This window comes from Williamsia sp. M5A3_1d, from assembly GCF_053345315.1.
Genome location: NZ_JBKEZX010000002.1, coordinates 177,506 through 203,615, shown reverse-complemented (window position 1 = coordinate 203,615; position 26,110 = coordinate 177,506). Strand labels below are relative to the sequence as shown.

The 26,110-nt window shown below is 67.1% G+C and carries 30 protein-coding genes; 13 read left to right on the top strand and 17 right to left on the bottom strand.

What is annotated here, in order from left to right; all coding sequences use genetic code 11:
- Nucleotides 1-13: 13 nt before the first annotated feature.
- The gene (locus ACLBW1_RS08520) at nt 14-1,051 is read right to left on the bottom strand and encodes an aliphatic amidase (RefSeq protein ID WP_447811405.1); all 1,038 of its coding nucleotides are present in this window, start codon (nt 1,049-1,051) and stop codon (nt 14-16) included.
- Nucleotides 1,052-1,139: 88 nt separating this feature from the next.
- Here ACLBW1_RS08520 and ACLBW1_RS08515 point away from each other — a divergent pair, with 88 nt between their 5' ends.
- A complete protein-coding gene (locus ACLBW1_RS08515) occupies nt 1,140-2,288 on the top strand; it encodes an AAA family ATPase (protein ID WP_447811404.1) in 1,149 nt (382 codons plus the stop codon).
- Nucleotides 2,289-2,348: 60 nt separating this feature from the next.
- Here ACLBW1_RS08515 and ACLBW1_RS08510 read toward each other — a convergent pair whose 3' ends face one another.
- From ACLBW1_RS08510 to ACLBW1_RS08480, 7 genes are all read right to left on the bottom strand, one after another.
- Nucleotides 2,349-3,443 carry an alkene reductase gene (locus tag ACLBW1_RS08510; RefSeq protein WP_447811403.1) on the bottom strand — a complete coding sequence of 365 codons (1,095 nt, stop codon included), beginning with the start codon at nt 3,441-3,443 and terminating at the stop codon, nt 2,349-2,351.
- A gap of 81 nt (nt 3,444-3,524) precedes the next feature.
- The gene (locus ACLBW1_RS08505) at nt 3,525-4,448 is read right to left on the bottom strand and encodes an enhanced serine sensitivity protein SseB C-terminal domain-containing protein (RefSeq protein WP_447811402.1); all 924 of its coding nucleotides are present in this window, start codon (nt 4,446-4,448) and stop codon (nt 3,525-3,527) included.
- A gap of 230 nt (nt 4,449-4,678) precedes the next feature.
- Entirely contained in the window at nt 4,679-4,822 is a 144-nt protein-coding gene (locus tag ACLBW1_RS08500) for a hypothetical protein (RefSeq protein ID WP_447811401.1), read from the bottom strand.
- A 145-nt stretch (nt 4,823-4,967) separates the two neighbouring features.
- Complete coding sequence (locus ACLBW1_RS08495) at nt 4,968-5,570, bottom strand: hypothetical protein (protein ID WP_447811400.1); 603 nt, start codon at nt 5,568-5,570, stop codon at nt 4,968-4,970.
- A 19-nt stretch (nt 5,571-5,589) separates the two neighbouring features.
- A complete protein-coding gene (locus ACLBW1_RS08490) occupies nt 5,590-7,173 on the bottom strand; it encodes a TNT domain-containing protein (protein WP_447811399.1) in 1,584 nt (527 codons plus the stop codon).
- Nucleotides 7,174-7,464: a WXG100 family type VII secretion target gene (locus ACLBW1_RS08485; protein ID WP_447811398.1), complete on the bottom strand. Its 291-nt coding sequence runs from the start codon at nt 7,462-7,464 to the stop codon at nt 7,174-7,176. It abuts the gene before it with no gap.
- Nucleotides 7,464-7,787 carry a WXG100 family type VII secretion target gene (locus tag ACLBW1_RS08480; protein ID WP_447811397.1) on the bottom strand — a complete coding sequence of 108 codons (324 nt, stop codon included), beginning with the start codon at nt 7,785-7,787 and terminating at the stop codon, nt 7,464-7,466. Before ACLBW1_RS08480 ends, ACLBW1_RS08485 begins: the two co-directional genes overlap by 1 nt.
- Nucleotides 7,788-7,991: 204 nt before the next feature.
- On the opposite strand from ACLBW1_RS08480, the gene ACLBW1_RS08475 reads away from it, so the two are divergent.
- Nucleotides 7,992-8,333, top strand: coding sequence for a DUF1801 domain-containing protein (locus tag ACLBW1_RS08475; protein WP_447811396.1), 342 nt, complete (start codon nt 7,992-7,994; stop codon nt 8,331-8,333).
- Nucleotides 8,334-8,345: 12 nt separating this feature from the next.
- Here ACLBW1_RS08475 and ACLBW1_RS08470 read toward each other — a convergent pair whose 3' ends face one another.
- Together ACLBW1_RS08470 and ACLBW1_RS08465 are read right to left on the bottom strand one after the other, a co-directional pair.
- Nucleotides 8,346-8,510, bottom strand: coding sequence for a hypothetical protein (locus ACLBW1_RS08470; protein WP_447811395.1), 165 nt, complete (start codon nt 8,508-8,510; stop codon nt 8,346-8,348).
- A 163-nt stretch (nt 8,511-8,673) separates the two neighbouring features.
- Complete coding sequence (locus ACLBW1_RS08465; RefSeq protein WP_447811394.1) at nt 8,674-9,690, bottom strand: hypothetical protein; 1,017 nt, start codon at nt 9,688-9,690, stop codon at nt 8,674-8,676.
- Nucleotides 9,691-9,763: 73 nt separating this feature from the next.
- Between ACLBW1_RS08465 and ACLBW1_RS08460 the strand changes: the two genes are divergently transcribed.
- Nucleotides 9,764-10,396 (top strand): GNAT family N-acetyltransferase, encoded by a 633-nt coding sequence (locus ACLBW1_RS08460; protein WP_447811393.1) that lies wholly within the window; start codon nt 9,764-9,766, stop codon nt 10,394-10,396.
- 7 nt (nt 10,397-10,403) lie between these two features.
- Here the strand turns inward: ACLBW1_RS08460 and ACLBW1_RS08455 are convergent, their stop codons facing one another.
- Nucleotides 10,404-11,156: a hypothetical protein gene (locus ACLBW1_RS08455; RefSeq protein WP_447811392.1), complete on the bottom strand. Its 753-nt coding sequence runs from the start codon at nt 11,154-11,156 to the stop codon at nt 10,404-10,406.
- Nucleotides 11,157-11,286: 130 nt separating this feature from the next.
- Between ACLBW1_RS08455 and ACLBW1_RS08450 the strand changes: the two genes are divergently transcribed.
- Complete coding sequence (locus ACLBW1_RS08450) at nt 11,287-12,066, top strand: acyl-CoA thioesterase domain-containing protein (RefSeq protein WP_447811391.1); 780 nt, start codon at nt 11,287-11,289, stop codon at nt 12,064-12,066.
- Nucleotides 12,066-12,740, top strand: coding sequence for an HAD hydrolase-like protein (locus ACLBW1_RS08445; protein WP_447811390.1), 675 nt, complete (start codon nt 12,066-12,068; stop codon nt 12,738-12,740). Before ACLBW1_RS08450 ends, ACLBW1_RS08445 begins: the two co-directional genes overlap by 1 nt.
- A 21-nt stretch (nt 12,741-12,761) precedes the next feature.
- Here the strand turns inward: ACLBW1_RS08445 and ACLBW1_RS08440 are convergent, their stop codons facing one another.
- Together ACLBW1_RS08440 and ACLBW1_RS08435 are read right to left on the bottom strand one after the other, a co-directional pair.
- Nucleotides 12,762-13,961 (bottom strand): TY-Chap domain-containing protein, encoded by a 1,200-nt coding sequence (locus ACLBW1_RS08440; protein ID WP_447811389.1) that lies wholly within the window; start codon nt 13,959-13,961, stop codon nt 12,762-12,764.
- A 77-nt stretch (nt 13,962-14,038) separates the two neighbouring features.
- Nucleotides 14,039-15,235 (bottom strand): FAD-dependent monooxygenase, encoded by a 1,197-nt coding sequence (locus tag ACLBW1_RS08435; protein WP_447811388.1) that lies wholly within the window; start codon nt 15,233-15,235, stop codon nt 14,039-14,041.
- A gap of 104 nt (nt 15,236-15,339) precedes the next feature.
- Between ACLBW1_RS08435 and ACLBW1_RS08430 the strand changes: the two genes are divergently transcribed.
- Nucleotides 15,340-15,813: a MarR family winged helix-turn-helix transcriptional regulator gene (locus tag ACLBW1_RS08430; RefSeq protein WP_447811386.1), complete on the top strand. Its 474-nt coding sequence runs from the start codon at nt 15,340-15,342 to the stop codon at nt 15,811-15,813.
- Nucleotides 15,814-15,848: 35 nt separating this feature from the next.
- On the opposite strand, the gene ACLBW1_RS08425 is transcribed toward ACLBW1_RS08430, so the two are convergent.
- Nucleotides 15,849-16,877, bottom strand: coding sequence for an MFS transporter (locus tag ACLBW1_RS08425; RefSeq protein ID WP_447811385.1), 1,029 nt, complete (start codon nt 16,875-16,877; stop codon nt 15,849-15,851).
- Nucleotides 16,878-16,939: 62 nt separating this feature from the next.
- Here ACLBW1_RS08425 and ACLBW1_RS08420 point away from each other — a divergent pair, with 62 nt between their 5' ends.
- From ACLBW1_RS08420 to ACLBW1_RS08405, 4 genes are all read left to right on the top strand, one after another.
- A complete protein-coding gene (locus ACLBW1_RS08420; RefSeq protein WP_447811384.1) occupies nt 16,940-17,407 on the top strand; it encodes a hypothetical protein in 468 nt (155 codons plus the stop codon).
- An 88-nt stretch (nt 17,408-17,495) separates the two neighbouring features.
- A complete protein-coding gene (locus ACLBW1_RS08415) occupies nt 17,496-18,206 on the top strand; it encodes a hypothetical protein (protein ID WP_447811383.1) in 711 nt (236 codons plus the stop codon).
- Nucleotides 18,197-18,910 (top strand): hypothetical protein, encoded by a 714-nt coding sequence (locus tag ACLBW1_RS08410; RefSeq protein ID WP_447811382.1) that lies wholly within the window; start codon nt 18,197-18,199, stop codon nt 18,908-18,910. The genes ACLBW1_RS08415 and ACLBW1_RS08410 overlap by 10 nt, the downstream gene beginning before the upstream one ends.
- Nucleotides 18,907-20,670, top strand: coding sequence for a hypothetical protein (locus ACLBW1_RS08405; RefSeq protein ID WP_447811381.1), 1,764 nt, complete (start codon nt 18,907-18,909; stop codon nt 20,668-20,670). Before ACLBW1_RS08410 ends, ACLBW1_RS08405 begins: the two co-directional genes overlap by 4 nt.
- A gap of 191 nt (nt 20,671-20,861) precedes the next feature.
- Here ACLBW1_RS08405 and ACLBW1_RS08400 read toward each other — a convergent pair whose 3' ends face one another.
- Nucleotides 20,862-21,134: a GlsB/YeaQ/YmgE family stress response membrane protein gene (locus ACLBW1_RS08400; protein ID WP_447811380.1), complete on the bottom strand. Its 273-nt coding sequence runs from the start codon at nt 21,132-21,134 to the stop codon at nt 20,862-20,864.
- A gap of 293 nt (nt 21,135-21,427) precedes the next feature.
- On the opposite strand from ACLBW1_RS08400, the gene ACLBW1_RS08395 reads away from it, so the two are divergent.
- Entirely contained in the window at nt 21,428-22,375 is a 948-nt protein-coding gene (locus ACLBW1_RS08395; RefSeq protein WP_447811379.1) for a dienelactone hydrolase family protein, read from the top strand.
- Here ACLBW1_RS08395 and ACLBW1_RS08390 read toward each other — a convergent pair.
- Complete coding sequence (locus tag ACLBW1_RS08390; protein WP_447811378.1) at nt 22,363-22,803, bottom strand: DoxX family protein; 441 nt, start codon at nt 22,801-22,803, stop codon at nt 22,363-22,365. The genes ACLBW1_RS08395 and ACLBW1_RS08390 overlap by 13 nt on opposite strands.
- Nucleotides 22,804-22,898: 95 nt before the next feature.
- Between ACLBW1_RS08390 and ACLBW1_RS08385 the strand changes: the two genes are divergently transcribed.
- Entirely contained in the window at nt 22,899-24,215 is a 1,317-nt protein-coding gene (locus ACLBW1_RS08385; protein WP_447811377.1) for an esterase/lipase family protein, read from the top strand.
- On the opposite strand, the gene ACLBW1_RS08380 is transcribed toward ACLBW1_RS08385, so the two are convergent.
- Nucleotides 24,212-24,421, bottom strand: coding sequence for a DUF2510 domain-containing protein (locus ACLBW1_RS08380; RefSeq protein WP_447811376.1), 210 nt, complete (start codon nt 24,419-24,421; stop codon nt 24,212-24,214). The two genes, ACLBW1_RS08385 and ACLBW1_RS08380, sit on opposite strands and share 4 nt — an antisense overlap.
- Nucleotides 24,422-24,574: 153 nt before the next feature.
- Between ACLBW1_RS08380 and ACLBW1_RS08375 the strand changes: the two genes are divergently transcribed.
- On the top strand, nt 24,575-26,104 hold the full coding sequence (locus ACLBW1_RS08375; RefSeq protein WP_447811375.1) for a DUF4185 domain-containing protein: 1,530 nt from the start codon (nt 24,575-24,577) through the stop codon (nt 26,102-26,104).
- Nucleotides 26,105-26,110 lie beyond the last annotated feature (6 nt).

The window sequence follows — 26,110 nt, the reverse complement described above, 5'->3', positions numbered from 1 at the left end:
CAGTGCTGTCCACTCAGGCCTCCATCACCTTCTCCGCGGGCAGATCGCCCAGCGGACACTCGGCGACGCCGATGGTGTCGCGGGTGATGGCCTCCACCGCCCGCTGCGTGGCCTCGGCGTCGGTGACCCAGTTGCGGTAGAAGTCGAACGGGCACTCCGCGACCCCCTTGTCGCCGTCGCCGCCGGCGAAGACGCCGGTGTATCCCCGGTGTAGCAGTTTGAACAGATGGTTCTGCGACTGATCGTATTTGCGCGCATCGCGGATGGTCGACAGCGACAGCTGCGCGTACTGGATCCCGTACTCCTCCTCGCCGCATTCGCCGAGGGTGCGCCCGTCGAACCCGATGATCGAGCTGTGGCCGAAGTACGAGTAGACGCCGTCGAAGCCGGTCGCGTTGGCGACCGCGACGTAGCAGTTGTTGGCCCACGCCATCGCCTTGGCCATCAGCACCTGCTGCTCCTTGGCCGGATACATGTAGCCCTGCGGACGCACGATCAGCTCGGCGCCCTTCATCGCGCAGTCGCGCCAGATCTCGGGATAGTTGCCGTCGTCGCAGATGATCAACGAGATCTTCAGACCTTTCGGTCCGTCGCTGACGTAGGTCTGACCACCCGGATACCACCCCTCGATCGGCGTCCACGGCAGGATCTTTCGATACTTCTGCACGATCTCGCCCTCATCGTTGATGAGCACCAACGTGTTGTAGGGCGGCTTGTTCGGGTGGTCCTCGTGCCGCTCACCGGTGATCGAGAAGACGCCCCACGTCTTCGCCTCGCGGCACGCCGCGGAGAAGATGTCGGTCTCGTCGCCGGGGATCACCGACGCCGTCTCGTACATCTCGTCGGAGTCGTACATGATGCCCTGCGTCGAATACTCCGGGAACACAACGAGATCCATGCCCGGTAGACCGCTCTTCATGCCGACCACCATCTGAGCGATGGACTGCGCGTTCGCCAACACCTCGGCGCGGGTGTGCAGCCGCGGCATCTTGTAGTTGACCACCGCCACGCCGACGGTGTCCGGGCTGGAAGAGATGTCTCCGTGTCGCATGTGCGCTCCTGACGAGGCCGTGGATGGACGTGCACCTCACGCTAGAGCGACCGCCATGACCGTGTTGTTACCGCGAGGTTTGCGGTGGGTGAACGACTTTCACCCGCTGCGCACGCGTGGCGACTGCTCTAGGTTCGAGGGGCAGGGAACGGAGGTCGCGATGTCGGGTTATATGAACGAGCGGTTCCGTGCTCTCGACCCGACCGCCGGATTCCGGCTCGGTGACCTGCGCTCGCCCGAGGCACTCGGCGACGGGTTGCGCGCAGCAATCATCGGCCAGGACCATGCCGTCGACGCGGTGGTGCGGGCGATGACCATTGCCGCGGTCGGCCTGCGCGACCCGCGACGACCGATCGCGTCGCTGCTGCTGGTGGGACCCACCGGTGTCGGGAAGACCGAACTCGCTCGCCAAGTGGCGCTGCACGTGCGCGGCAGCGCTGACAACCTCTGCCGCATCGACATGAACTCCCTCGCCCAGGAGCACTATGCGGCGTCGCTGTCGGGGGCGCCGCCCGGGTACGCCGGCTCGAAGGAACAGTTCTCGCTGTTCGACCGCGAGACGGTGGAGGGCACGGTGTCGCGGCCGGGAGTGGTGCTGTTCGACGAGGTGGAGAAGGCGCATCCGACGGTGCTGCGGGCGCTGCTGCAGATCCTCGACACCGGCACCCTGCGCCTGGCGTCGGGGACGTCGACGATCGATTTCCGCAACGCGATCATCCTGCTGACGTCGAACCTCGGCTCGCGCGAGGTGCACGACATGCGGCGGCCGGTTGGTCGCTCACCGGTTCGGCTGGCCGAGTCGGTGCTGCGCCGCGTCCGTGACGGGTCGCGATCGGAACGCGACGTGGTGCTCGATGCGGTGCGCAGCTTCTTCGATCCGGAACTGCTCAATCGCTTCGACGAGATCATCACGTTCACATCTCTCGACGACGGGCACGCGCGTCGTGTGGTCGATGCCGAGGTCGATCAGCTCGTGACGGCACTCGCGGCCCGCGGGGTGAGCGTCACGATCACCGATGCCGCCCGCGTCCACCTCGTCGAGTCGGGTTTCGATCCTCGTTACGGGGCCCGCGCTCTTCACCGCGTGGTCCGCACCGAGCTGATCGCGCCGATCGCCGCGATACTCGCCGCGGATGAGGGACATTCGTGTGCACACGTGATCGTGGATGTGGATGCGACCGGGCTGTCGGTGACGGAGTCACCTGCGCTGGTTCCCACGCCCGACCGATTCTCGTGACAGACGACGACGCCCACCGACCTGGAGGCCGGTGGGCGTCATCGGTGAACCTGTTGCGTATCAGGCGTTCTGGGTCTCCAGCGACGGGTAGTCGGTGTAGCCCTCGGCGCCCGGTGCGTAGAAAGTGGCCTGGTTAGGCTCGGTGAGCTCGGCACCCTGCTTGAGGCGCTCCACAAGGTCGGGGTTGGAGATGTACCAACGGCCGACCACGACGGCGTCGGCGGTGCCGTCGGCGACGAGCTTCTCGAGCTGCGAGAAGTCGGACTCGATGGCGAAGCCGGTGTTGAGCAGGAACGGGACCTTGATCTCGGGACGCAGCGTCTCGAGCACCGGGTCGGTCGGCTCGATGAGGAAGTGCACGTACGCCAGCGGGATGTCGGCGATGGCGCGCAGCAGCTCCTGGTGCACGGGCACGGTGTCGGCCTCGTTCATGCCGTTGGCCTTGTGGCCGGGGCTCAGGCGGATGCCGACCTTGTCGGCGCCGATCTCGTCGACCACAGCCTTCACGATCTCGACGACGATGCGGGCGCGGTTGGCCGGCGAGCCGCCGTATTCATCGGTGCGCTGGTTGCTGTCGTCACCGAGGAACTGGTGCAGCAGGTAGCCGTTCGCTCCGTGGATCTCGACGCCGTCGAGACCCGCGTCGATGGCGCGGCGGGCCGAGCTGCGGAACGCGTCGACGATGCCTGCGATCTCGCTGGTCTCAAGCGCACGCGGCGTCACCAGCGGCACGCTGCCGTTGGGTCCGTGGGCCTTGCCCTCGGCGGCGATGGCCGACGGTGCGACGGGGTCGCCGCCGGGCAGGTCGGGGTGCGCGACGCGACCGACGTGCCAGATCTGCACGAAGATCTGACCGTTCTCGCTGTGCACCGCGTCGGCGATCTCGGACCACTTGGCCTGCTGGGCGTCGTTGTGGATGCCCGGGGTGTTCATGTACGCACCACCGGCGGAGGCGCTCGACTGGGTGGCCTCGGTGATGATCAGTCCGGCACTCGCGCGCTGGCGGTAGTACTCGGTCTGCAGATCGGTGGGCGTGCCGTCGGACTCGGCGCGAAGGCGGGTCAGCGGCGCCATGAACGCGCGATGAGGCGTGTGGATGACACCGGAGTCGAACGGCTTCAGCAACGGTGAATCAGCATTGAGCGTGTAGGTCATGCACGGGTCAACACGCCGGGGGTTCGCGGACAATCCCCGATGCGACGCACGTCACGTTCGTGTGGATCGCAGCGGCCCTGTTCACCGCGTCTCGCCGGTGACCGCCGGAACAATGCTCGCGACGGTATCGAGAAGGGAATCCGAGAGCGGGAGCAGCGCAATCGGCGGGTGGCCAGGTCGGTGATCGGCGACCCACTGAGCTGCGTGCGACATCGCGGTGTCGATGTCGATGTCGACAGACTCCCGCAGGACAATGCCGAGTACCAGCTCCGAGGCCTCCTGGGTTCCGAGGCCCATCTGGAACAGGTAGGCCCGATCGATCTCTGCAGTCGCAGCGACCAGATCGCGGACCACGCGGCGCAGCTCGATCGGAGGCTCCTCGGCGGGCGCGCCGATGAACGTCTGGCTGCCGGCCGGCACCACGCGCTGGAGGCCGTCGCTCGCCATGCGCTGCACTTCAGCCGGCGGGATCATCAACCCCGGCGCGTCATCGGTCGGATTCAGCGACAACACGAGATCGCTCGGCCACTGCTCGGCGAGTTGCCGGCCCGTCAGCATGGCTGCAGGACGGTCCCGAAGATGGGTCAGAATGCGTTCGGGAGTCGTGAACACTGCTGCGCACGAATGTGATCCGTACGCGAAGACGCTCAGCGCCGAGCCACTCTGGTGCGTCTGTTTCACTGGAACCGCCACCTCGGCAGTCTGCAACTCGCGCAGGAAGTCGTCCTGTGACAGTGCTCCCGTGTCGAGCATCGAGACCGCGTCATCGAGGTGCATGTCTCGCCTTTCGTCTGGTTGTTGTGGTGCGGTGGAGACGAGCACGGCGATGCTACTGAAACTGGTAGCTGAACGACCGCGCGATCCAGTGTGCCGCGGGTTGGCGCGGGCCCGGAGTGAGCTCTCGAAGGCGACGTTCTCTGTGACTTGTGCCTCGGCGAGAGCCTTTGCGATCCAGTCGATCTCGTTCTCCACCGACCTGCTCTGCCTGTGTAGCAGGTCGATCATCCCAAGAATCTCTCCGTCCCGTTCTGGGCCGAGTCGCAGGTTCGCTCACACCGCGTTGACACCCGGGGCGCGTGTACGTGTTTTCTGGCGCGTGAACGCATATGCAATTCCCGCGTTCCGACAGATATGACATAGACGCCCGCAGGCTCGGTCGTCATACCGGTCTAGTCGTAGGCTCCGTCGCGTGAGTGCTTCGCCTAATTCACCCGGTAGGTGAACCATCGGGCGATTCATTGTCCGGCGCGCTCGGACAGGCCTGCGTCGTCCTCTTGAAGGCGGCGTGCGACGAAATGCTGCGCCCATCCCAAGTCATGGGGATACCAATCGGTCTCCTGTTCGATCGGCGTGGTTTGCTCGCACAGTGCGTGGATCACACCTGCGACCTCGCGCGCCCTGTGCCGTCCTTACTCGTCCACCATGTCCACCATGTCGATCGTTGGCACCGCACCGACAACATGAGAAGCGTTGGCGAAGGACCACTCGATCTCCCCCGAGATCCCGCTAATCAGCTTCATCGCTTCACGAGCCGCCGGGGAGCGGTAAACCCTCGATGCCGACAGCGTTGAGTTGCTCGAACGTCATTGTGAGGAAGTGGGTCGGACTCGGGAAACGAGAGTCTCCGACGTAGTAACGGTCCGAGGTCTCATCGCTGCCATAGATGAATTTCTTGACAGCGGTGCCCGGGACCGTGTCCATTTCCCGCCAACCCTTCGCCACACCCTTCTTATCGAATTGCGCGGGAAGGCTGGGTAATGAGTGAATGCTGCCTCTCCGGATCGTGTTCATGACGTGGATCGGCAGGACGTACTTTGCTGCGAACTCGAACGTGCCAAACGCTGCGATCTGCTCGCCCAGTGCATCGACTCCGCGTGTGCGGCGATCGCGGCGGAGGCTGTACCCGTCGGCCTCGCGGCTGATGAACAGCAACTCGTACCCGTCGGAATCTTCGGCTCGTGACGGGCCATTGGTGAGGACGATGCGATCATCTTCGATCTGAGGATCCGCGAAGAAGAGACCCTGATGGCCTCGGGGTCGACTGCCGCTCAGTTCGGAGTCAATTCTCCGCCATAAGGCGAGGGCGTCCGTGAATTCCGGCACGCCGGACCAGCCGTCAGCCGTCATATCTGCATCAGTGCACCCTTCAGTTCGGTACCGCGCGTATCAGTTTGTCGACCAGTTGCTCAACTGGAACGGGGACTGCGGAACCCCCCGATGTGTCCACCACGAGCCATTGGAAGCCACCGCCGGGTTTGCCGAAAGCTGGTGCGATTGGTCCACTCCGAACCTCCCAGCCCGGCACGGAGTCTCCGGTTCCTTCGTAGCGATAATACGGAGCCGATTTGCCCGGGCACAGAGCGCGCTCGCCATAACTATCTCCCTGCCGACCGAGAAACTCGCCCCGCTCACCGCCGATGCGGTCGATCTGGGTCCCGCTCGGGATCGAGTGAGAGGTGCTGGGCGGCCCGTCGAAGCCTGATTCCTTGGGATACTGCCAACCACCATCTTCTTTGTTCCAGTATTTCTCCACGATCTGAGTCGGGGAGTCGTGTGCGTAAGGGTTGTTTCGCAGAGCATCCTCCGCCGTCTGTCTTGGTACACCATTGGCGACCAGATCATCGTGCAACTTTTGTGGGTTTAGCGCCCTGTCGAGTTCAGGGTGGGCCCACTCGGGTAACGAGGACTTCGCACGGGCAAGATCGTCCGCGAAGGCTTGGCCAGACCGTGCTGCGCTTGTCTCTGTTCTGGCGGCGAGGCCGACCTTCTTCACCGCGCCCTCGGCCAGCGGCTTGAGCTTGCCCAAGACGTCGAGCGCTCGCGCGGCACCCGCTCGCACACTGGCCGCCACAGCGCGGGCGGCCTCGATCAACACCTCGATGACTCGGCGGATCTTTGCCGCCGCGCTGGCGATTCGGGCTGCGACCGCCGCTTGGGCGGCGATCTCGTCGAGACCCGCTGTGAAGAACGCGAGCGCGGCGCCGCCGGCCTCGATGGCTGCGGTCTCGACGATCAGTTCCTTCAGCGTGGAGATGATCTCGTGGTGCGCCTCGTCGAGGTGCGCCGCGTACTCCGAGCACGATGCGCCGATCTGTGTGAACACCGATGACAGCTCGCGAAGATGGTTGCCGGTGTCGGTACACGCCTGTGCGGCGGCCGCGGCCTCGGGGCTCTTCTGGGCCGCCACCGCCGAAGCGGCAGCGCTGGTGGGGGCAGCGGCTGACTCCAGCTGCGCTGCAGCCGCTTTCCAAGCGCCGTCGGCGGCATGCAGACGGTCCTGATGACCGTTGGGCCAGACGTAGCCGACGACACCCTCGACGAGTGACCAGCCCGGAGGTTCGCCACCACCGCCACCACCGCCGCCCGCGGCCGAAGGCGGAGACGGCGCCGACATCGTCGGGGGAGTGGGGGCACCGGGAAGCCCACTGTCGCCGCCGCCGATGGTCGCCGATGCATCGGCGTGCGCGTGATTCTCGCCGGTGGCATGCAGGCGGGTGGCCACATTTCCTGAGGCGCCAACCGCCGCCGCCGCAGCCTGAAGTGCCGCTCGAGCGCCATCGTCATAGCTGTTCGACCATTCGACACCGGCGTTGTCGGAGCCACCCATCCCCGACGACGCGCCCAACTCACCGGCGAGAGAACCGATCGCAGCATGTGCCGATCGGGCCACCTCGGACATGTTCGAGGCGGCCTGCGCATACTGCGCCGGGTCGACGACGAGAGTGGGCACCTACCCCCACATCTCCGTGTTCGCCGTGACCGCAGCGGTGTAGTTCGTGTGCGCGGTGTCGCCGGCCTTGCGGAGATCGGCCACCGCCGAACGCATCTCGGCCGCACCCCTTGTCCAGCGGTCGTGGGCTGCGCGCTGGGCGTCGGCGGCCTCGCCGGTCCAGGTGGTGTGCAAGGAGGCGACGGTCTTGTCGACGTCGGAACAGACCGACTCGGCGTCGGAATCGAAGCGCGCCATCGCGGAGACGATGTCGGCGAGTTCGTCGGTGTTGACCGTGAACGGTTGCGCCATCAGAAGTCCAGGTTGAGCAGTGCCGAACCACTGGCCCCGATGGACGATGCGTTCGACGACTCCTGGTCGGCGTAGCGGCTCGCGCTCGAGGCGAGCAACGACGACGTCGAGTCGAGACCGCCGACGACGTCTTTCGCGCCGTGCAGCCATTGCTCCCAGTCTTTGCGGAACGCGTCGGCGGCCTGTCCCTTCCACCCACCGTTCAGCAGTCCTTCGACGCGTTCGGTCAGCGAGCGGACACGGTCGTCGAGGTTGTCTGCTGCTGCGCGAACGCTCTGCGAAGCGCGACGGACCTCGTCGGTCGACACCTTCAGTTCGGACATCGGGCCTCTTCTCGCGTCTGCCGGGCATACGTGCGAATCGTGTACGGAGAATACGGTATGCAAGGCGAAGGAGCGACCCTGACCTGCGGCGATTCAGGCAAACCGGACGCAACTCGTCTGGTCTGGACCGCGACACCGCGCGTACTGCGTGCCGTGGGCCGGAGCCACCTCGAATCCGAGAGGATCCGGGTAATCTCTCGGGTCGTGACGACTGACTGGCGCGAAGACCTGGTCGCGACCCTGCGGGGTCTCATCACCGATGCCCATGGCGATATCAAAGAGGAGATCAAGTGGCGCAAGCCCTCGAATCCCGATGGCGTGCCCACATTCTCGTGCGACGGTCTCCTCTGCACGGTCGAGACCTACAAGGACAAGGTGAAGGTGACCTTTGCGAAGGGCGCGTCGCTGCCTGATCCGGCGAAGCTGTTCAACGCGAGTCTCGACGCCGGGACCCGCCGTGCCATCGACATCAAGGCCGCCGACGCCCTCGATCAGGCCGCGTTCGGTGCGTTGATCCAGGCTGCGGTGGCGCACAACCGCAGCTGACCTGAGATCAGCTCAGAGCAACGCCGACACCAGTCGGCCGGCCTCCAGTGACAGCGGGTCGTCGTAGAGGGCGGCCAGGGCGTCGCGCAAGCGGACGACGTACTCGGTGGTGGCCTCGTCGGGCGTGGTGAAGACCGGACGGTCGTAACCGTCGGGATTGATGCTCGCAGTGGTCATGGTCGGACCTCGAATCGCTCGTCGAACGCCGTCGATGATGCAGCCCGGCGGCGTGAGTGGGCAGATCGCTTTCCGTCCGACGCCGTCGTGGGCAAGCGTCGGGAATGTTCCCGACGGTAACGAAGTCCAGGTCAGGCCGCAAAGGGATACGCGCCCGGCGCGCTCAGAGTCCCGGGTGACCGGTGTCCTCGGGCGGCACCGGGTCGGGCTCGTCGGACACCCCGCGCGTCACCATCTGGATGATCACCAACGGCGGATCGGAGCCGTCGACCACCTCGCCGGCCGCATCGACCACGAGCCACCCGCCGTCGAGAAGTCGCAACCGGATGCCGTCGAGTGCTGCTCGACGCTCGGTTCCGCTGAACACGCCGCTCGCGACCTCGAAGATGCGTCGCACGTCGTCGGGATGCGGCGCGTCGCGGTTGTCGCGGCGCCCCTTCCACGCGACGCCGCCGGGCGGATCGGTGAGCCAGCGCAGCACCCGCATCTTCTCCACGTCCATCACCACCACGTGGATGTTCGACACCCGCGCGATCGAGTTCATCGCCAGCGATTCGACCCGCGTGGTGACCGGCAGGTTCGGTGCTTCGAAGATCACCCCCGACAACGACGTCGGGCTCGTCGGCAGCATGCTCGTCGACACCCGCGTCGAGTCGCTGGAACCCGGTCGCAGCGTCGCGGTTCCCGTCCATGGGCCACGGTCGGGGACGAGCAGCGTCTGCACCAGCCCGATGGTGTCGTCGACCTCCACGAATCGCAGTGCATCAGCGCTGAGCACTGTCGACGGTTCGGTGCCCGTGACCTGTCGGCCGACCAGCGCCGCCGATTCGGCGGGGACGCAGAAGCGGCGTTCGCCTGAGTCCCAGGTGAAGGCGGCGGCCGCGGGCGGCTGCGAGGTCTCCGAATCGGCCGCGACCCAGGCCGCGGCGACCTCGAGGGTGGTGCCCGGCACCGGTACACACCGGACGGCGTCGACGACCAACTCAGCGGGCTTCTCCGCGCGGGACACCCGCGCCCACCGGTCGAGTTCCGTCGACACCGACCGCGCGCGGCGGGCGCCGAGCTGTTCGGTCAGCGCGCGACTCAGCGACGTCCGTGCCCGCGGCAGCCCGTCGCGGCTGAGCACGGCCGGACGTCCCGGCTCGCGGAGATCCGCCAGCACCCAGTCGACATTCGCCATAGGAAAGAAAATACGTGAGTCTCGGCAAGGACTCGGGATGCGGTCGGTCATCGGTACGGCACAATCGGAACGCGTGACGCCCCAGGCACCCCTCGAGGTTCGCACCGCCCACTCGACCACCGAACTCGATGCCTGCGCGGCTACCCTGGCCCCGGCGTTCGCCGACGACCCGCTGATGTCGTTCATCTGGACACGGGCCGAGCAGCGGCACGCGGCGCTCCCGCGATACTTCACGGCGACACTGCGATACGAACACAGCCGCATCGGCGTGGTCGATTACATCGCCGACGACACCGGGCAGCCGATCGCGGTCGCGGCGTGGGACGGCCCCGACCGCGGTGGCACGGTCGCCGGTCTGGCCCGCACAGTGCGTGCCGCGCCCCGAACGCTCACAGCACTCCGCGGTCGGGTGGGCGCCGGTCTCGATGTGCGACGCCGTCTCGACGCCCACGCGCCGCCCGAACGACACTGGACGCTGGTGAACCTCGGCGTCACACCGACCGCGCAGAAACGGGGACTCTCGCGTGTCCTGATCAACCATCGCCTCGCCATCATCGACGCCGCCGCGCACCCCGCGCACCTGGTGTGCACCCGCGCTGAGAACGTCGCGCTGTATCGACGATTCGGGTTCACGGTGGCCGACGAGTTCGCCCTCGCCGACGGGACACCGCTGTGGTCGATGGATCGCCCACCCGCACAGCGGTGATCGGCGGTCACCACTCGTGGCCGCAGGCCCCGCAGTGGCGGGTCGGGTCGTCGCCCATCACAACGCACCCCGCGGCGATCGTGCCGTAGGGCGGGGGCCCCACCGGCATGCCCCGCAGCACCCAGAACGTGCGCTGCTCATGACAGGCAGGGCACGCCGGCCGGTTGCTGAACATCAACTCGTCGAAGCTCGGCCCGAGCGGCTGGTGCACGATGTCGTGGCAGCTCGGACACAGAGCGACATCGCGGAGGTCGCCGAACGGCTCGTCGACCATCCGTTGTCGTTGCAGACGCGGACCGGTCTTCCGGGCCCACTCGCGACCACACCCGTTGCATCCCCACGAACTGTCCATCGAGTCCACACCCATCGTGTCGACATCGGCACAGGGCGACGGGAGCGCGAACCACGGGGTGGGTGAGGTGTTCTCGGCCGCGATCGCGGCGATCACCGCTGCGCCCTCGGTGCGATGCAGCGACCGCGGTTCGACGGTGACCGCAGTACCTGCGCGTCGGGTGATCGCGGCCGCGGCCAGCGGCGTGGACACCCGGGGCTCGGCGGTGTCGAGATCCCGGTCGTCCTCGTCGTTCCCCATGCGCAGCACCGACACCCCCAGGACCGCGGCTTCGCGTCCCTGCACCACGGTGACGACGGTGTCGCCGTCGGCGACGTCGTCGGGGAAGGTCCACCAGGTCTCGTCGGTGGTGCGTCCGGATCCGTGGCTGTCGATCGACTGCCACGGCGCGGCGAACACGATGTGCACAGGCCGGTGGGGATCGACGGTGGGCTGGGTGCTGATGGCTGGGCTCCTCGGGGTGGGCTGCTGGTCTGGGCCTCGGGGCGCCGACGATACGGCCGAGGTCCGACAAACTGCCCTGTGAGAGTGTGAGTCGATGAAGCCGTTCTTCGAGGTCATCTCCCACGATGGTGAGGTCGCCTACCGCGCCAACGATCACGCCCAGAGCGCCTGGGGTGACGACCACGTCGCCGGGCCCGCGGTGGTCGGTCTGCTCGCGCAGGTCCTCGAGGACGAACAGCACGTCGACGGGTTCATGCCGGCGCGCACCACCTTCGAACTGCTGCGAGCGTTCAAGACCGCACCCACCGTCGTGCGCACCGAGGAGATCCGCACCGGCTCGCGCATCAAGGTCGCCCGCGCCGAGGCGTTCCAGAACGACACCCTCGTCGCCACCGCGATGTACGTGCAGTACCGCATGTCGCAGAACGCGCCCGGCGACCGGTGGCGTGCCGACGCCACCGTGCCCGCGCCGCCCGTGGACACCGAACCCGACGCCGTCACCTGGTACCACTCCGACGCGACCGGATGGACCAGCGAACTCGAGAAGCACCTCGACGCCGACCGCAGCACCGCGTGGTGGAACGTACTCCCGATGACCCCCGACCGCCTGCCGAGCCCCTACGTCCGGGCCGTCACCACCGCCGAATGGACCAGTCTCGTGACCAATCTGGGGACCGAGTGGGTCGGGTACATCAATGGTGATCTCACCGTCGCGCTGTCGCGACTGCCCGAGGGGGACTGGGTGGGTGTGCGCGAGGACTCCCACATCGACACCGCGGGCATCGCCGTCGGCACCACCACGATCTACGACCGCCACGGACCCATCGGGTCGGGAATGGTGACCGCGCTCAACAACACCCGGGCGTTCTCGTGATGCCACGTCCGGTCGCGGCGTTCCTCGATGTCAACGACACCCTGTCCGACCTCGCCTCGGTCGGTGGCGCGTTCGAGGCCGCCGGCCTCGCCGCCGCCGATGTCCGCACCTGGTATCTCTCGGTGCTCCGTGACGGTTTCGCGGCAACAGTGCTCGGCGACAACGCCTCCTACGCGGCGATCGGCGCCGACGTCGCACGATCGATGATCCACGCCGCCGATCCGAACCGGTCCGACGCCGATCTCGACGCCGCGGCGCAGTCGATCATGACGGCCATGGTCGCCGCGCGACCACACGACGATGTCGTACCCGGGATCATTGCGTTGGCGCAGACCGGTGTCCGCGTGATCACCCTGAGCAACGGGTCGACCGATGTCGCACGAAAACTGTTGGGCGACACACCGGCCGGCGAGTTGATCGACTCGTACCTCTCGGCCAACGACGCCGGCGGGTGGAAGCCGTCCGCGGCCGCGTATCGACACGGGTTGCGGTCAGCCGGTGTCGCCAACATCGAGGCGCTGATGGTCGCGGTGCACCCCTGGGATCTCGAGGGCGCCCGCCGCGTCGGCATGCGCACCGCGTGGATCAACCGCACCGGCGCAACGTATCCCGCGCACTTCGGCACCCCCGACATCGAAGTGGCGTCGTTCGTCGACCTCGCCGATCGCCTCTGACAGAACGCGCCGAGTCGGTCGTCAGACCGCAGGCGGGCGCCGCTGGTCGGGCGGGGTGTCGCGTCGCGGTCGATCATGGCCCCGCATCGTGCGCAGTGCTCGGGTCATCAGCGCGATCGTCTGGCGCCAGACCTGCGCCTCGTCGCGACAGGCCTTCGCCTCGTCGACATCGCCCTCGGCCGTGGCCCATTCCGCCGAGGCGGTCAGGGAGCGCACCTGCTTCAGGCAGAACCTGGCGTAGGTCATTGCTCGCCGGCGGTTGTCGTCGCACAGCCCCATCACCGTCTCCGGCGTCGGCGGCGGACCGTAGCGGGCGAGGTGGTGCAACCGCGCCAGGGCGGGAGGTATGGCCCCGGGCTCGAGGGCAGGTGTCGGCGATCTCATCGCCGACACCGCGGTCTCGATCGTCGGGACGTCGTCGGTGAGGAATTCGATCCATGTGCCCAGCGCGGCAACCAGATTTGCGGGATGGAACGTCGCGCATCCCACACGCAGCGTCGCGTACATGTGGGTGTCGATGAGACGGAGTCCCACGCGGGGCCACCGGGCGGCGTGCGTGGCGAGGTAGAGCGCCGCACCCGCGACATCGGGCAGATCGTCGACGATGCACGCGAAGAACTCGAGGTCCGGTTCGTCGTCGCACACGCGCAGCCACGTCCCGATCCTCTCGACGGGGACCTGGATGTCGCCGTCGGAATCGACCACCACGGCATGATCGGACACCTCGGAGAGTGCGTCGACGGCCAGGGCCCGGAGTTGGTCCTTCGTGCGCACCACGACGCCGACGGCGATCTCGGACTCGCGGGGGACCGGGGTGGGATCGCCGACGAGGAAGCCGGGGTGCAGGACCTCCCAGATCTCCCGCAGCGCGGTCTGCGCCTGTAGGGCGAGGGCGTCGACCTCGCGACGACCGCACTCGATGACGTGGCGGCCCTTCGCACCACGCAGCCACCGCCATCCGGCCGTCTCGAGTCGCTGCACCTGATCGAGGTGGCAGTCGGGGGTGGTGTGCAGATCGGCGGCGTCGATGGTGCACCGCACGCGATGACGGGAGGTCACCGTGAACGTGAGCCGACCGTGGGGGCCATCGGGCAGCTCACGCGTCGACTGCACGACCTCGAGTTCGTCACCCCGCTGCAGCCGGGACAGCCGATCGGCGAGATCGATGCGGAACGTGCGCCACGCGGACTCGACGGCGGTGTCGTAATCGAGTTCGTCCACGCCTGCCTCCTCCCGTCGTGTCCCGCCGATGGTCGGCCGCGGATCGTCGGGCAAGAGTACGACCGCGCTACGACAGGTCAGGCCGGACGCACCGGCGACGGGTAGTCGGGCAGATCGATCTTGTCGGCGGGCGGCGAGGAGAAGCGCGCGGCGATCGATTGGACGGGCTTCGAGGCGGCCACACCCGCGGCCGCGTTGAGCACACGGACACCCAGGCGCGACCTCGGGTTCGCGACCCGCGGCGTGCCCGGCGGAAGCTTCTGGGCCTGGTCGACATAGGGCCGCATGATCGACTCGTACCGGCTCAGCGCATCGCCGCCGGCGATGATCTCGTGGGCCAGCACATACGCACCGACCAGCGACAGGCTCGTCCCCATGCCGCTGACCGGGGACGCGCAGTACGCCGAATCCCCCAGCAGCACAACGCGCCCGTGTCCCCACCGCGGGAGTCGCACCTGGCCGATGCCCTCGAAGTAGAAGTCGTCGGCGGCGTCCATGCCGTCGAGCACACGGGGGATCTCCCACCCCGCGTCGGCGTAACGCCTGCGCAGCTCGGCCTTCTGTCCGTCGATGTCGAGGGCGTCGAGGCCGCGGTCGTCGGTCATGAACGACAACGCCGCCCGGGTGGTCCCGTGCGTGTCGGGTCGGATCAGCGCCGAGCGACTGCCCGGGAACGAGCACCACGAGGCCCACTGCGTGTCGGATGCGGCCCGCGGGATCGTGAAGTACGAGGTGTACATGCCCAGCGACCGGATCGCGTCGGAGTCGTCGACGACGAGTCGTCGTGTGCGCGAACGCATCCCCTCGGCGATGATGACGTGGTCGAACGTGCGGGCCGTGGCGTTCGCGAACGTGACGTGGACCGCGGTGCCGTCGTCGTCGAGGTCGGTGATGGTGTCGCCGAAGACGGTCTCGGCGCCGGCGGCGGTGGCCGCGTCGAACACGATGCGCGCGAGGTCGCCGCGCAGGATCTCGAGCTCGGCGGTCGGTCCGTTGCCGTCGGCGAAGTCCGAGGCCGCGAACGCCGCCTTCACGTTCCCGCGGGTGTCGACGAACTGCAGGCCCTCCTCGCCGGTGCCGCCGGCACGGATCAGGTCCTCGACACCCATGCGTCGCGCGACCGTGCGGCCGGCGCCGCGGACGTCGACCGATTGACCGCCGGGGCGGAGTTCGGCGAAGCGTTCCACCATGGTCACCTCGAACCCGGCGCGCGCCAGCCAGTAGGCCGCGGTGGGTCCGGCGATGGAGGCGCCGGAGATCAATACTGTGGTCATCGCCCTCGTCCTGACGTCGGCTAGTAAGCTTCTCGATGAAGTAACTTCACAATCAAGGTATCTAGGGCGGGCGAGACTGTCAACGTGGACGAACGGAGGTGGTGATGGGCGAGGGCACCGGCGGTCACCGCGAGCGACTGCTCGACGGATTGCAGAGGTATGGGGCCGATTTCAACCAGTTCGGACGTCGCTTCGCCGATTCACTCGGCCTGCACACCACCGATGCCGAGGCCCTCATCGACATCGTCTACTTCGAGGACCAGGGCACGCCGCTGTCACCGGCTCGGCTCGCCGAGCGCATCAACCTGACGTCGGGGGCGACGACGTCGCTGCTGAACCGTCTGGAGGCCGCGGGCCACATCGTGCGCACGCGTGAGCATTCCGATCGCCGGGTGGTCACCCTGCGCAGCGGCCGGTCGGTGCACGACCACGCCGACGCGTTTTTCGGCCCGCTCGGCGAGAGCATCGACGAGATGATGGCCGACTATACGCCCGAGATGCTCGAGCAGTTCGAGCTGTTCCTCGCCGATCTGCACCGCACGATGATCGAGCACATCGAACGCCGCGATCGCAGCTGATCGGTCGACCCGACGGGCGCGTTGGGCGCGTCCGATCAGTGTCGTTGCGCGACAGCGCGATCCTCGCGCAGTGCGGTCTCGGCCATCACGGCCTCGCCCTCGACTGCGGGGACCTCGGTGACCGCGCGCTCGGCGGCGGCGCGTTCGTGCGATTCGGGCTGTTGCTCCTCGGTGTCGGCGTCGGTCAGCGCACCGTGCACCGTCGACAGCACCACCGCGGCGACGAGGACGGCAGCGGCGCCGAGGATGAACGGCACGTGATCGTTGTAGTGCTCGACGAGTTTGCCGGCCGCGAACGGCGCGAGGCCGCCGCCGATGAAGCGCACGAAGCCGTAGGTGGCCGAGGCGACCGACCGCTGTACCGGCGCGATGCTCATCACCGCGGTGGTGACGAGGGTGTTGTTGAGTCCCACGAAGATTCCCGAGGCGATGGTCGCGCCGATGACGACGGCCTGACTGCCCGACCAGATGCCGATGACCAGGCAGGCCAGCGCCATGCCGACGAGCGCGCCGTAGAGGGTCTTCGGGGTGCCGAAGCGGGACTTGAGGACCGGGGCGCCGAACACGGCGAAGATCGCGACCAGGATGCCCCAGCAGAAGAACACCGCGCCCAACTTCAGGGCCGACAGGTTCATGAGGAACGGCGCGTAGCCGAGGATGGTGAAGAAGCCCCAGTTGTACAGCAGGCCGGTCACACTCGTCGTCGCGAGACTGCGGTGCCGCAGGGCTCGGATGGGTTCGAGGATCGACGACTTCTCGGCCGGTTTGGGCGTCGACGGGACGAAGGCGATGGTGGCGACCAGTCGAGGCGCTCTTGTGCGCGGCTCGAGCGGTGGACCAGATCCGCGCGCTCGAAACGGCGTGGAGTTCGGTGACGGCTTCGCTCCGCGACGACGCGTGGGTCGCTCTCGCAGATGATCCCGTGCGGTGGTCGAACGAGTTCGTGGCCGAGCGCATCGAGTCTCCGGTGGTCGCCAGGCCCGGTCGCGAGATGAGCGACACCCCCCACTCGCGGTACCTGAGCTTTTGCCTCGATGACCGGGATGTTCCGGCGCGCCGATCACAGATCTCCGGAGAGTGGCTTCCGGGCCTGACGTTCGATCGCATCGAACGCGCGGTCGCGGGCATGTCTGACGAGTCGATCATCGACTGTGCCTCACGATGGCGTTACTTCGCCGCGGTTCTCGACCGCTCGGTGGACCCCGTCGCCGACCTGCTCGATGCTCGCTGTGTCGGAGATGTGTCGGTGGAGTCGACCGGACTCGTCTCCATCACCGAGATCTCGAAACAGGTTGCTGCGCAATGGCGGATCATCGGTGACGCACTGCATTGTTTCGGCCTGGGAGTTCGCGGCGCGAGTGCTGCGGTCGCCGGTCTCGCCGCCGATCGCGCTGCGGCAATCGCGCAGTTCGCAAGCCATTTCGACCTGCTCGCCCAGCAGCCGATGGTGATGGAGACCTTCGAGCGTCGATCTCGGGCGGTGTTCGACGAGCACTACTCCGCCGGACTCTTCGCCTTCGCCGCGGGGATGCGAAGCGCCGGTGACCCCACTGTGGCGTTGTGCACAGACCTGTCCGGTGAGCGCGATGACTGAATCGTCGGCCTGGAAGATGTCAACCGAAGAGTTCGTAGCACTCTGGGAGACGCAGAGGGGTGCCGCCTTCCCCGTCGAGCTGGCCCCGATGGGGACGACCGAGTACGCCGACGCCGACGAAGAACATCTGGCTCGTCAGGCCACTCTCCAGCATCTGATGGGCGAGATGAACTCCGCCAAGCGTGAGGCGATGAGTGCGCTGACCCGCCCGCGCTACACGATCGCGATCTCCGGCCTGGATGCCCGTAAACCGCTGCAGGACACGAGTCACCACATCGGGATCGTCAGCGCGTGGGGTGGCAGCGGCGACGTGGCGTTCACGGCTCGGCAGCGACCGGGTCCGTCGGCTGCCAGGGGCGGTGCGGTCGAGGTGACACGACACGTCTTGACGAGGTGGAGCGCAGATCTCGTGCGAATGCTGCCGCGCCCCAGTGGCGCGGGTCGTCTACCGCGGGACATGGACGTCGCATTCGACGAGATCCCGGTCGAGTTCGGGACACTGCGGAAGGTTTCCCCCTCCGTGTCGACAGCGACAGCCGCCGCATCGTTCGCGCACCGATCGCCCACCACCTGTGGATCGATTCGGGTTCAGGTCGGCTCCGAGGCCGATGGGCGTCGGCCGACGACAACGATGCTGCATTATCGGGATGTCGCCGACGACGGTCGCTATCTGCTGGTGGAGGATTCGCCCGGCTCGGCTGCAGGTGTGGACGATGCGACGATGGCCTCTGCGATCAATCGAGTGATCAATGCGGCAAAGAGAGTTCATGATTCACGCGTGGGTGCGGGATGGGAGTGACGATGAATGGCGGTCGGGGCAAGATCACGGTGGCAAGTCTGGCGGCGGTGGTGGCCGTGGTGGCGAGCGCCTGTGGTGGCGGGGATCCGGGCGGGTCAGCTGCTTCGTCGGTGGCGCCGTCGGTGGCAGGCGTGTCGTCTGTGCCGGTACCTGCCGGCGTGGCCAAGGACTCTGTACTCGACCTCAACTCGACCAAGGACATGACCGGCGTCGTCACCACGGTCCCGATCGGCGAAAGCCCCTACGACGAGAACATGCCGGATATTTGTCCGTTTATTCCGCAATCAGCGATGGACCAGTTGGGAATGGGGCTGAAAGAAAAGAGTTTTTCTGGACGAAAGCTAGTTACACAGTCTTGTATCCTGAGCCGTCCGGGCGTTACTCAATACGATGAACAGTATGACGCGACTATCTCCGTAAACAACTTCGCAGAGTACAAGACCAACCCTCGTTTTGTCTTTGTGCGAGAGAATTTTCAGATATCGAGCAAGTTGACCGGTTCGGTGATCAGGAATCGCACAGTGGATTTTCCACCCAACGTCTCGCGTTGCGAAGTCTCCTGGGGGACCTTTTACGGCACTGCCTCAGTCGCTTTCCTGAACGCGAAGTCTGATTCTGAAATCTGCGAAAGAGCAGAGATCGCGGCCAAGGTTTTGGCGCCAGGTATGCCTAAGTCGCCGTCAGAAATGCGGGCCACGTCGTGAGCGGACCTTTTGGCGCGACCGAAACTCTTACCTTTGACCCGGTTGGTGCGTCGAGACTGGTTGCTGCCTGCTCCGACCTGGCGGGAGCGGTGACGAAACAAATCGGTCAGATTGCGCGTCTTACCGAGGTGTCAGCGAGCGGCGCGTTTGGGTCGGGGGGCGCAGTTGACGGACAGCTTTCTCACATCGGGCAGCTAGCGTCAATCGCTACAAATCGTTTGCGTCAACTTGCCGAGGAGGCAGCGCAAGCGGCACGCGCAGCTGGATTGCGGCTCATCGACCAAGACGACGAGAATCAGAAACAGATCGCCGCGGCTCTGAACTCGCCTGACGGTCGTGATCCGGCTGCATCGCAGCGTGATGTGTTGTCGTCGGGTGGCACGGATACGTCGCAACCGAGTCTGGTCGATCAACCGACGACGCCGGTTCGCCCCGAGGGCGAACCAGCTGCAGGAACGTATCCGTTGGGTGTGGCTCCGGAGAGCATCGGCAATTTCACCATCGACGCGGCCGCGGCGGCACTCGACCCTGCGCTGCCCGACACGCTCCACACACTCGCTCAGCAGTGGCTGCAGTTGGCGAACTCGCTGAACTCGGCTCTGTTCACTTTCGACAACCAGTACTCGTCCGTTCTGGGGTCGAAGCAGTTCTCCGGCTACGCCGCCGATCAGATGAAGAGCGCGCTGACCGCGTTCTCGGCGAGTGGCAAGCGCGTCGCGATGGAGGCTCAGGTGAACGCTGCGGGGGTCGCGATGTGGGCCGGTGCCGTGCAGCAGTCGAAATCGCAGATCGAGTCGATGAAGAACAGTCGTGACGTGGCATTGGCGACGCTGCCGGCGGAGCAGAAATTGACCGCCGTGCGTCAGATGGACGCCATGGCGCAGATGCAGCTGCAGACAACGTGGAACGCTCCGTTGGCCGCGCTGAACGGGGCGTTGGCGAACATCTCCGATCCGTCGAGTCCTGTCGCGGGCACACCGATCGGGATCGGCGTGTTCGGCGGTGGCGGCTCAGGGGGTGGGGCAGGCGGGGCATTCGGGTCCACGTCGTCCGCGGGCGGTGCCGGCGGCGGCGGCGGATCGGGTGGATCTGCAGCGTCGAATGCCACGAAGGCAGCGCAGGCGGGCGCGGGTGATCCGGCGGGAACTTTGAAACGCGCCGGCTCGGGCGACCCCGTGGCCGCGAGTGGCAATGCCGCCAAGAACGCAGCAGCACAGTCTGGTTCGCAGAACCCGGCATCGGCAGCGCAGTCCGCCATGTCGAAGGCGGGTGAGGCCGGTCGCGGACTCGGAGGTGCGTCCACTCGTTCATCCGGTCTGCCGTCGTCCATGTCTGAGGCGGAACGGAAGGCTGCAGCGGCCGCGTCGGCGGCGAAGGCCGGTGGTGCCGGCGGCGGCGCCAAGGGAGGCGGCGGTGCAGGTGGATTGGGCGGAAAGGTGGGAGCGGCCGGACCGGAGGGGTCTCTGAGTTCTCGTTCCGCGCCGGGACTGTCGGCCGCCGAACGTGCGATGGCGGGCGAGCAGGCGGCCACTCGGGCCACGCCGGCGGGCGCTTCGGGATCGCCGATGGGTGCTCGTGGTGCGGGTGGCCAGAAAGAGGAGGACGGCAAGCACAAGGCTGCCCGCTATCTGCAGTCCTCGGAGAACGGCGAGGAGATCGTCGGTGAGCTCCCTGATGTCGCACCGACGGTGATCGGTGGTCTCAACCTCGACACCACCGATGACACGGAAGAGAGAAAGAAGCCACCGCAGACGGAGTGAGTTCGCGGCTCGTCGCTTGCCGGCGAACGCCTCGCATGCTGCTGGGACCGTGCGAGACGTCAGCGAGCATGCGAGGGGTCAATCAACCTGCGAGACCCTGAGGAGACGCCACGGGCCGGCGTCTCCGCGTTGTGCAGAAGCCGCCGGCCCCTCGGTGGACGACAGTGGATGCCGTCGGGTCTGGTGTCAGATCAGCTGGAGACCTTGCGGCGTCCGGTGATCGAGACGTAGGCGAAGATCAGGACCGCGGCCACGATGATGCCGACGATGAACGGCACGACCTTCCAGCCGCCGTTGTCGTTGCTGTAGCCGAACTGGTAGGTGAGCCACGATCCGATGAGGGCTCCGAGGATGCCGAGAACGATCGTCATGATGACGCCGATGTTCTGCTTACCGGGCAACACGAGACGGGCGAGCGCGCCGATGATGAGGCCGCCGATGACGGCGGAGATGACAGTCCACATGGTGAGCTCCTTCGGGATTCGCAGCGATCGGAGATGCCGATCGCGACGAGGAAGGGGATCTCACTGCTGAACGCCCCGAGACTTCGTACTTCGTGTGCCCCTCGGTGTAGCACCTGCGAGCGCGTGACCGTTCGCGCTTCGCGCGGGTGACGCACAACCGTGTCGATACCGCGAGGTAGGTCACGAACGTATAGCGACTTACGGTCGGTGCCCCGTGGTGGATTCGGACATCGTTCATCGACCGCAGGCATAGTGGGGGAGACAGCATCACGCCACCAGTCGCGAGGACCGAGATGACCGAGTTCAAGCAGTACATCGCCGAAGAGATCGCCATCGACCACGCCGATGGCATGTTCGGGCGTCGAGAGGCGATGCGGCGCCTCGGGCTGCTGGGGCTCTCGGCCACCGCCGCGACCGCGGTGCTCGCCGCCTGCAGCACCGACAGCAGCGACTCCGGTACCGCCTCGGCGACGTCGTCGGGCAACGCCTCGGCCGCGACCCCGAACGCCGCGGGCACATCATCATCGAACACCGCCGGAGCACCGGGTATGTCGACCGCGGTCGACACCGAGTCGATCACCTTCGCCGGCCCCAGCGGAAACCTGCAGGGCGCGTTCGCGGCGGCCGCCGAACCCAAGGGTGCGGTGCTCGTCATCCACGAGAACAAAGGCCTCACCGACCACATCCGCACGATCGCCGGCCGGCTTGCCGGCGCGGGCTACTCGTCGCTGGCCATCGACCTGCTCTCCGAGGAGGGCGGCACCGGCACCTTCGACGACCCCGCGCGGGCCACCGCGGCGCTCGGCAACGTGCCGCAGGCCCGGTTCGTGGCCGACATGAAGGCCGGCATCGCCGAACTCCGCAAGCGCGTCCCCGGCAAGAAGATCGGCGTCATCGGGTTCTGCTTCGGCGGGGGACAGGTGTGGTCGCTGCTGGCCTCCGGCGACACCGACATCGCCGCGGCGGTCCCGTTCTACGGACCACTGCCCGAGGGGGCCGACTTCGCCGGGTCGAAGCAGGCCGCGGTGCTGGCGATCTACGCCGGTCTCGATCAGCGCGTCAACGCCTCGGAGCCGCAGGCGCAGGCCGCGCTGAAGGCCGCCGGTCTGGTCAACCAGATCGAGACGGTCCCCGGCGTCGACCACGCCTTCTTCAACGACACCGGCACCCGCTACAACCAGGCCGCCGCGGAGAAGGTCTACGGCCAGGTCCTCGACTGGTTCGGTCGCTACCTCGGCTGACGGGAACGCGCCCGCAGGGCGGCGAACGCGCCGGTGCACCACAGCGCCCACGCGATGAGCAGGGGCTGGAAGAACAGCCGGATGAGGCGACCGGTGTCGGTGTCGAGTCCGAAGGCGTCGGTCCCGGTCACGTACTGCGAGATGTTGCCCGGGAACACCGCGACGAAGAACGCGGCGACGACCCAACCGACGACGACCCGATGGCGGTACAGCGCGACGAGGGCCACCCCCAACACCAGTTCGACGACGCCCGAGGCGAGCACCACGAAGTCCTTGCCGAGCGGAACCCAGTCGGGGACCTGCGCCTGAAAGGTGTCGCGGGCGAAGAACAGGTGCGCGGTCCCGGCGAAGATCAGGAATCCGCCGAGCAGTCCGCGCGCGGCGTTGCGGGGCCATGAGCGGGTCCGGGCGTCACTGGGCTGGGTCACCCCCTGATCGTGCCCCACCGCGGTCACGAGCCGGAGTGCGACGAACACGTCACATGTTCCGGCCAATTTCAGTGAACAGTCGTACACTGAGCCCCATGAACGAACTGGCCCAGCAACGGCGCGCCGAGGTCCGCGAGATATCCCGCCTCGCGCTGGCCGAACTCGGCGACGCCACCGCCGGCATCGCCAAGGTCCACTCGGCCTTCTCCGAACACATCTTCGCCGGACTGCGCCTGGGTCTGGGCGACTTCGTGACACCGTCGAAGATCCTGCACGACTCCATCGCCGCCGGGACGTACTCGGTGATCACCGCGGTGTGCGACACCGCGTCGGAGATCGCCGGGCAGACCGCCGACGGCTGGGGACGACCGCCGTCGCAGACCTCGAAGGGCGCGTTCGCCATCGCTGCGGTCAACGGCCTCATCGGCGACCACCTCGACGCACAGGGCAGCCCCCTGGCCGAGGGCATGACGATCCGCGTCGACGGCGTCCCGATCGCCCCGACCCGATCGGCACTGGCCGAGGCGTTCCCGCGGGCCACCGGCCGCATCGTGGTGTTCCTGCACGGATTGATGGAGACCGAGCTCGCCTGGCGTATCGGCGGCCGCGCGACCTACGGCGAGCGGCTCGGCGACGACCTCGGCGCCACCGAGGTGCAGATCCGTTTCAACACCGGCCGCCACATCTCCGAGAACGGTCGCGAACTCGACGACCTGCTCTCCCGCCTGGTGGACAACTGGCCGACACAGATCGACGAGATCGCGTTGGTCGGCCACTCCATGGGCGGACTCGTGGTGCGCAGCGGATGCCACACCGCCTCCCTCGCCGACCACGAGTGGGTGTCGCGGGTGCGGCACGTCGTGTCGCTCGGTACGCCACACCTCGGGGCGCCGCTCGCGCGGTCGGTGCACTACCTGTCCGCAGCGCTGGACAAACTGCCCGAATCGCGGCCGTTCGCGCGTCTGCTGCGGCGTCGCAGCGCCGGCGTGCGTGACCTGTTCCACGGATCGTTGGTCGACGAGGACTGGTCGGGCCGCGATCTCGACGCGCTGCGGGTCGCCGCCGTGCAGGAGGTCCCGCTGCTCGAGGGCGCCACCCACTGCTTCGTCTCGGCGTCGGTGACCCGCAACCCGCGCCATCCGCTGGGTCGCATCATCGGTGACGGACTGGTGTTGGTGCCCAGCGCCAACGGGCGCGACAAGAAGCGACACATCGGTTTCCGTGACGAGGACGGCTTCGCGATCACCGCGGCCAACCACTTCACGCTCCTCAACCACGACGAGGTCTACGACTGGCTCCTCGCCCGCCTCGACACCTCGCCGAGCGTGCCCATGCAGAAACAGCTCACCGCGGGTGCCTCCGCAGGCCCGAGCCCGGTCAGACCGCCCTCGTCAGATCTGGGCCGCTGCTAGCGGTCGAGTTCCTCGGGATTGGGCCGCGTCTGATCGGTCCACGCCGACCCGTCGTGGAAACGCTCGATCGACGGGTCGTGCAGATCGGGGTACCAGCCCTCAGGGATCGGTGGCGGCTTCTCGCGTGACGCCCGAACCAAGGCGATCACCACCCCGACGGCGACCACCACGACCACGACGACGATCACCGTCACCAGCACACCCATGGTCGTGAGTATGTCCGCTCCACCGGCCCGCGCGCGGCCGCACCCACGAAGTCGCAGGTGACCGGCGGTGTCGTCGGTGGGCATCGCCGGGAGGTACCGAACGTGCGTCGACCGCGGTTCGATCGCGAGACAACGGCAATTCGTGCTGTACGCATGTTAAATTCACTCGTCTGTCACCAGAATCGAAGAGGGGTCCATTCCGTGCTGCGCAGAGTTCTCGCGGTCGTCGTCACCGGTTGTGCACTGGCACCCATCGCGATCGGGGCCCCTGCACTCGCGGCGCCGGCACCGCGGGTGGTGCTGCCGAGTTCGGGATGTGCCAACGATCTCCCCCAGCCGCCGAGCCCGGGCAGCCCGCTGCCGCAGGTGCCGCCGCGGATCGATTTCAACGTCCCGTACCTGAAGCTGCAGCCCGTCCCGCAGTTCGGGCCGCAGAACTCGCGCAAGCGCATCCCCTCGCAGCCGGCGCCCAAGGACCCCTGCAAGGACCCGTGCCCCGACATCACCGATCCGCCGAAGCCCGCGGCGCAGGTGCCGACCGGTTCGGGCAACATCCCGATCCCCAAGATCACGATCACCCCGCGGCCGTTCCTCACGCTGCCGGTGCCCGTCCCCGGTGGCACGCCGCCGCCCGGACAGGCCCGTCCGCCGCGTCTCATCCCCGGCACCACCCCGGGATCGGTGACGCCGAAGCTCGCGAACCCGCGTGCCGGCGGCCTGAACTACGTCGCGCAACTCACCGGTAAGGGCTCCACCAGCCGCACCGACAAGCGTTTCCAGGTCAACGGCACCGACCTCGGCATCATGTGGAAGGCCACTCCGGACAAGGTCGCCGTCGCGTTCGGCGACACCTTCGGTCGCGGGTTCCGCCCGCCGGGAGCCAACGGTGGCGACTGGCGCTCGAACACCCTCGGCTTCAGCGAGGACACGAAGCTGCGCGACGGCATGTCCATCGACACCATGGTGCAGGACAGTCGTTGCCACGCAGCCGAACTCATCGCCAGCCGCAAGGTGAACTACGCTGAGCAGACGACGATCCCGACCTCGGGCTTCGCCATCGGCAACCGGCAGTACATGAGCTACATGTCGATCAACAACTTCACGCTGCCCGGCCAGTGGTTCACCAACTACGGCGGTCTGGCGTGGTCGGACGACGGCGGCTCCACGTGGACCAACTCGCAGTATGCGCGCTGGGACAACATGTTCGGGCTCGCGAACTTCCAGGTGTCGTCGATGGTCCCGCAGGGCGACTACGTCTACATGTTCGGTACGCCCAACGGGCGGCTCGGCAGCACCGGTCTGGCGCGTGTGCCCACCGCGGACGTGTTGAACAAGTCGGCCTACCAGTACTGGATCAACGGCAACTGGGTTCCCACCAACAACGGCGAGAACGCCTCACCGATCTTCGGCGGCCCCACCGGTGAGCTCTCGGTGCGCTACGAGGAGAAGTCCAAGCTCTGGCAGGCGACCTACCTCGACGTGCTGCGTGGCGCGATCGTGTTGCGGCAGTCGAAGTCCCCGCAGGGACTGTGGTCGGAGCCGACGAACCTGATGTCGAGTGCGAAGTACCCGCAGCTCTACGGCGGGTTCATGCACCCGTTCTCGACCGACAAGGACTTGTACTTCACGGCGACGACGTACACCTCGTACAACGTCGACCTGATGCACGTCCGCACCAACTGAGAACGG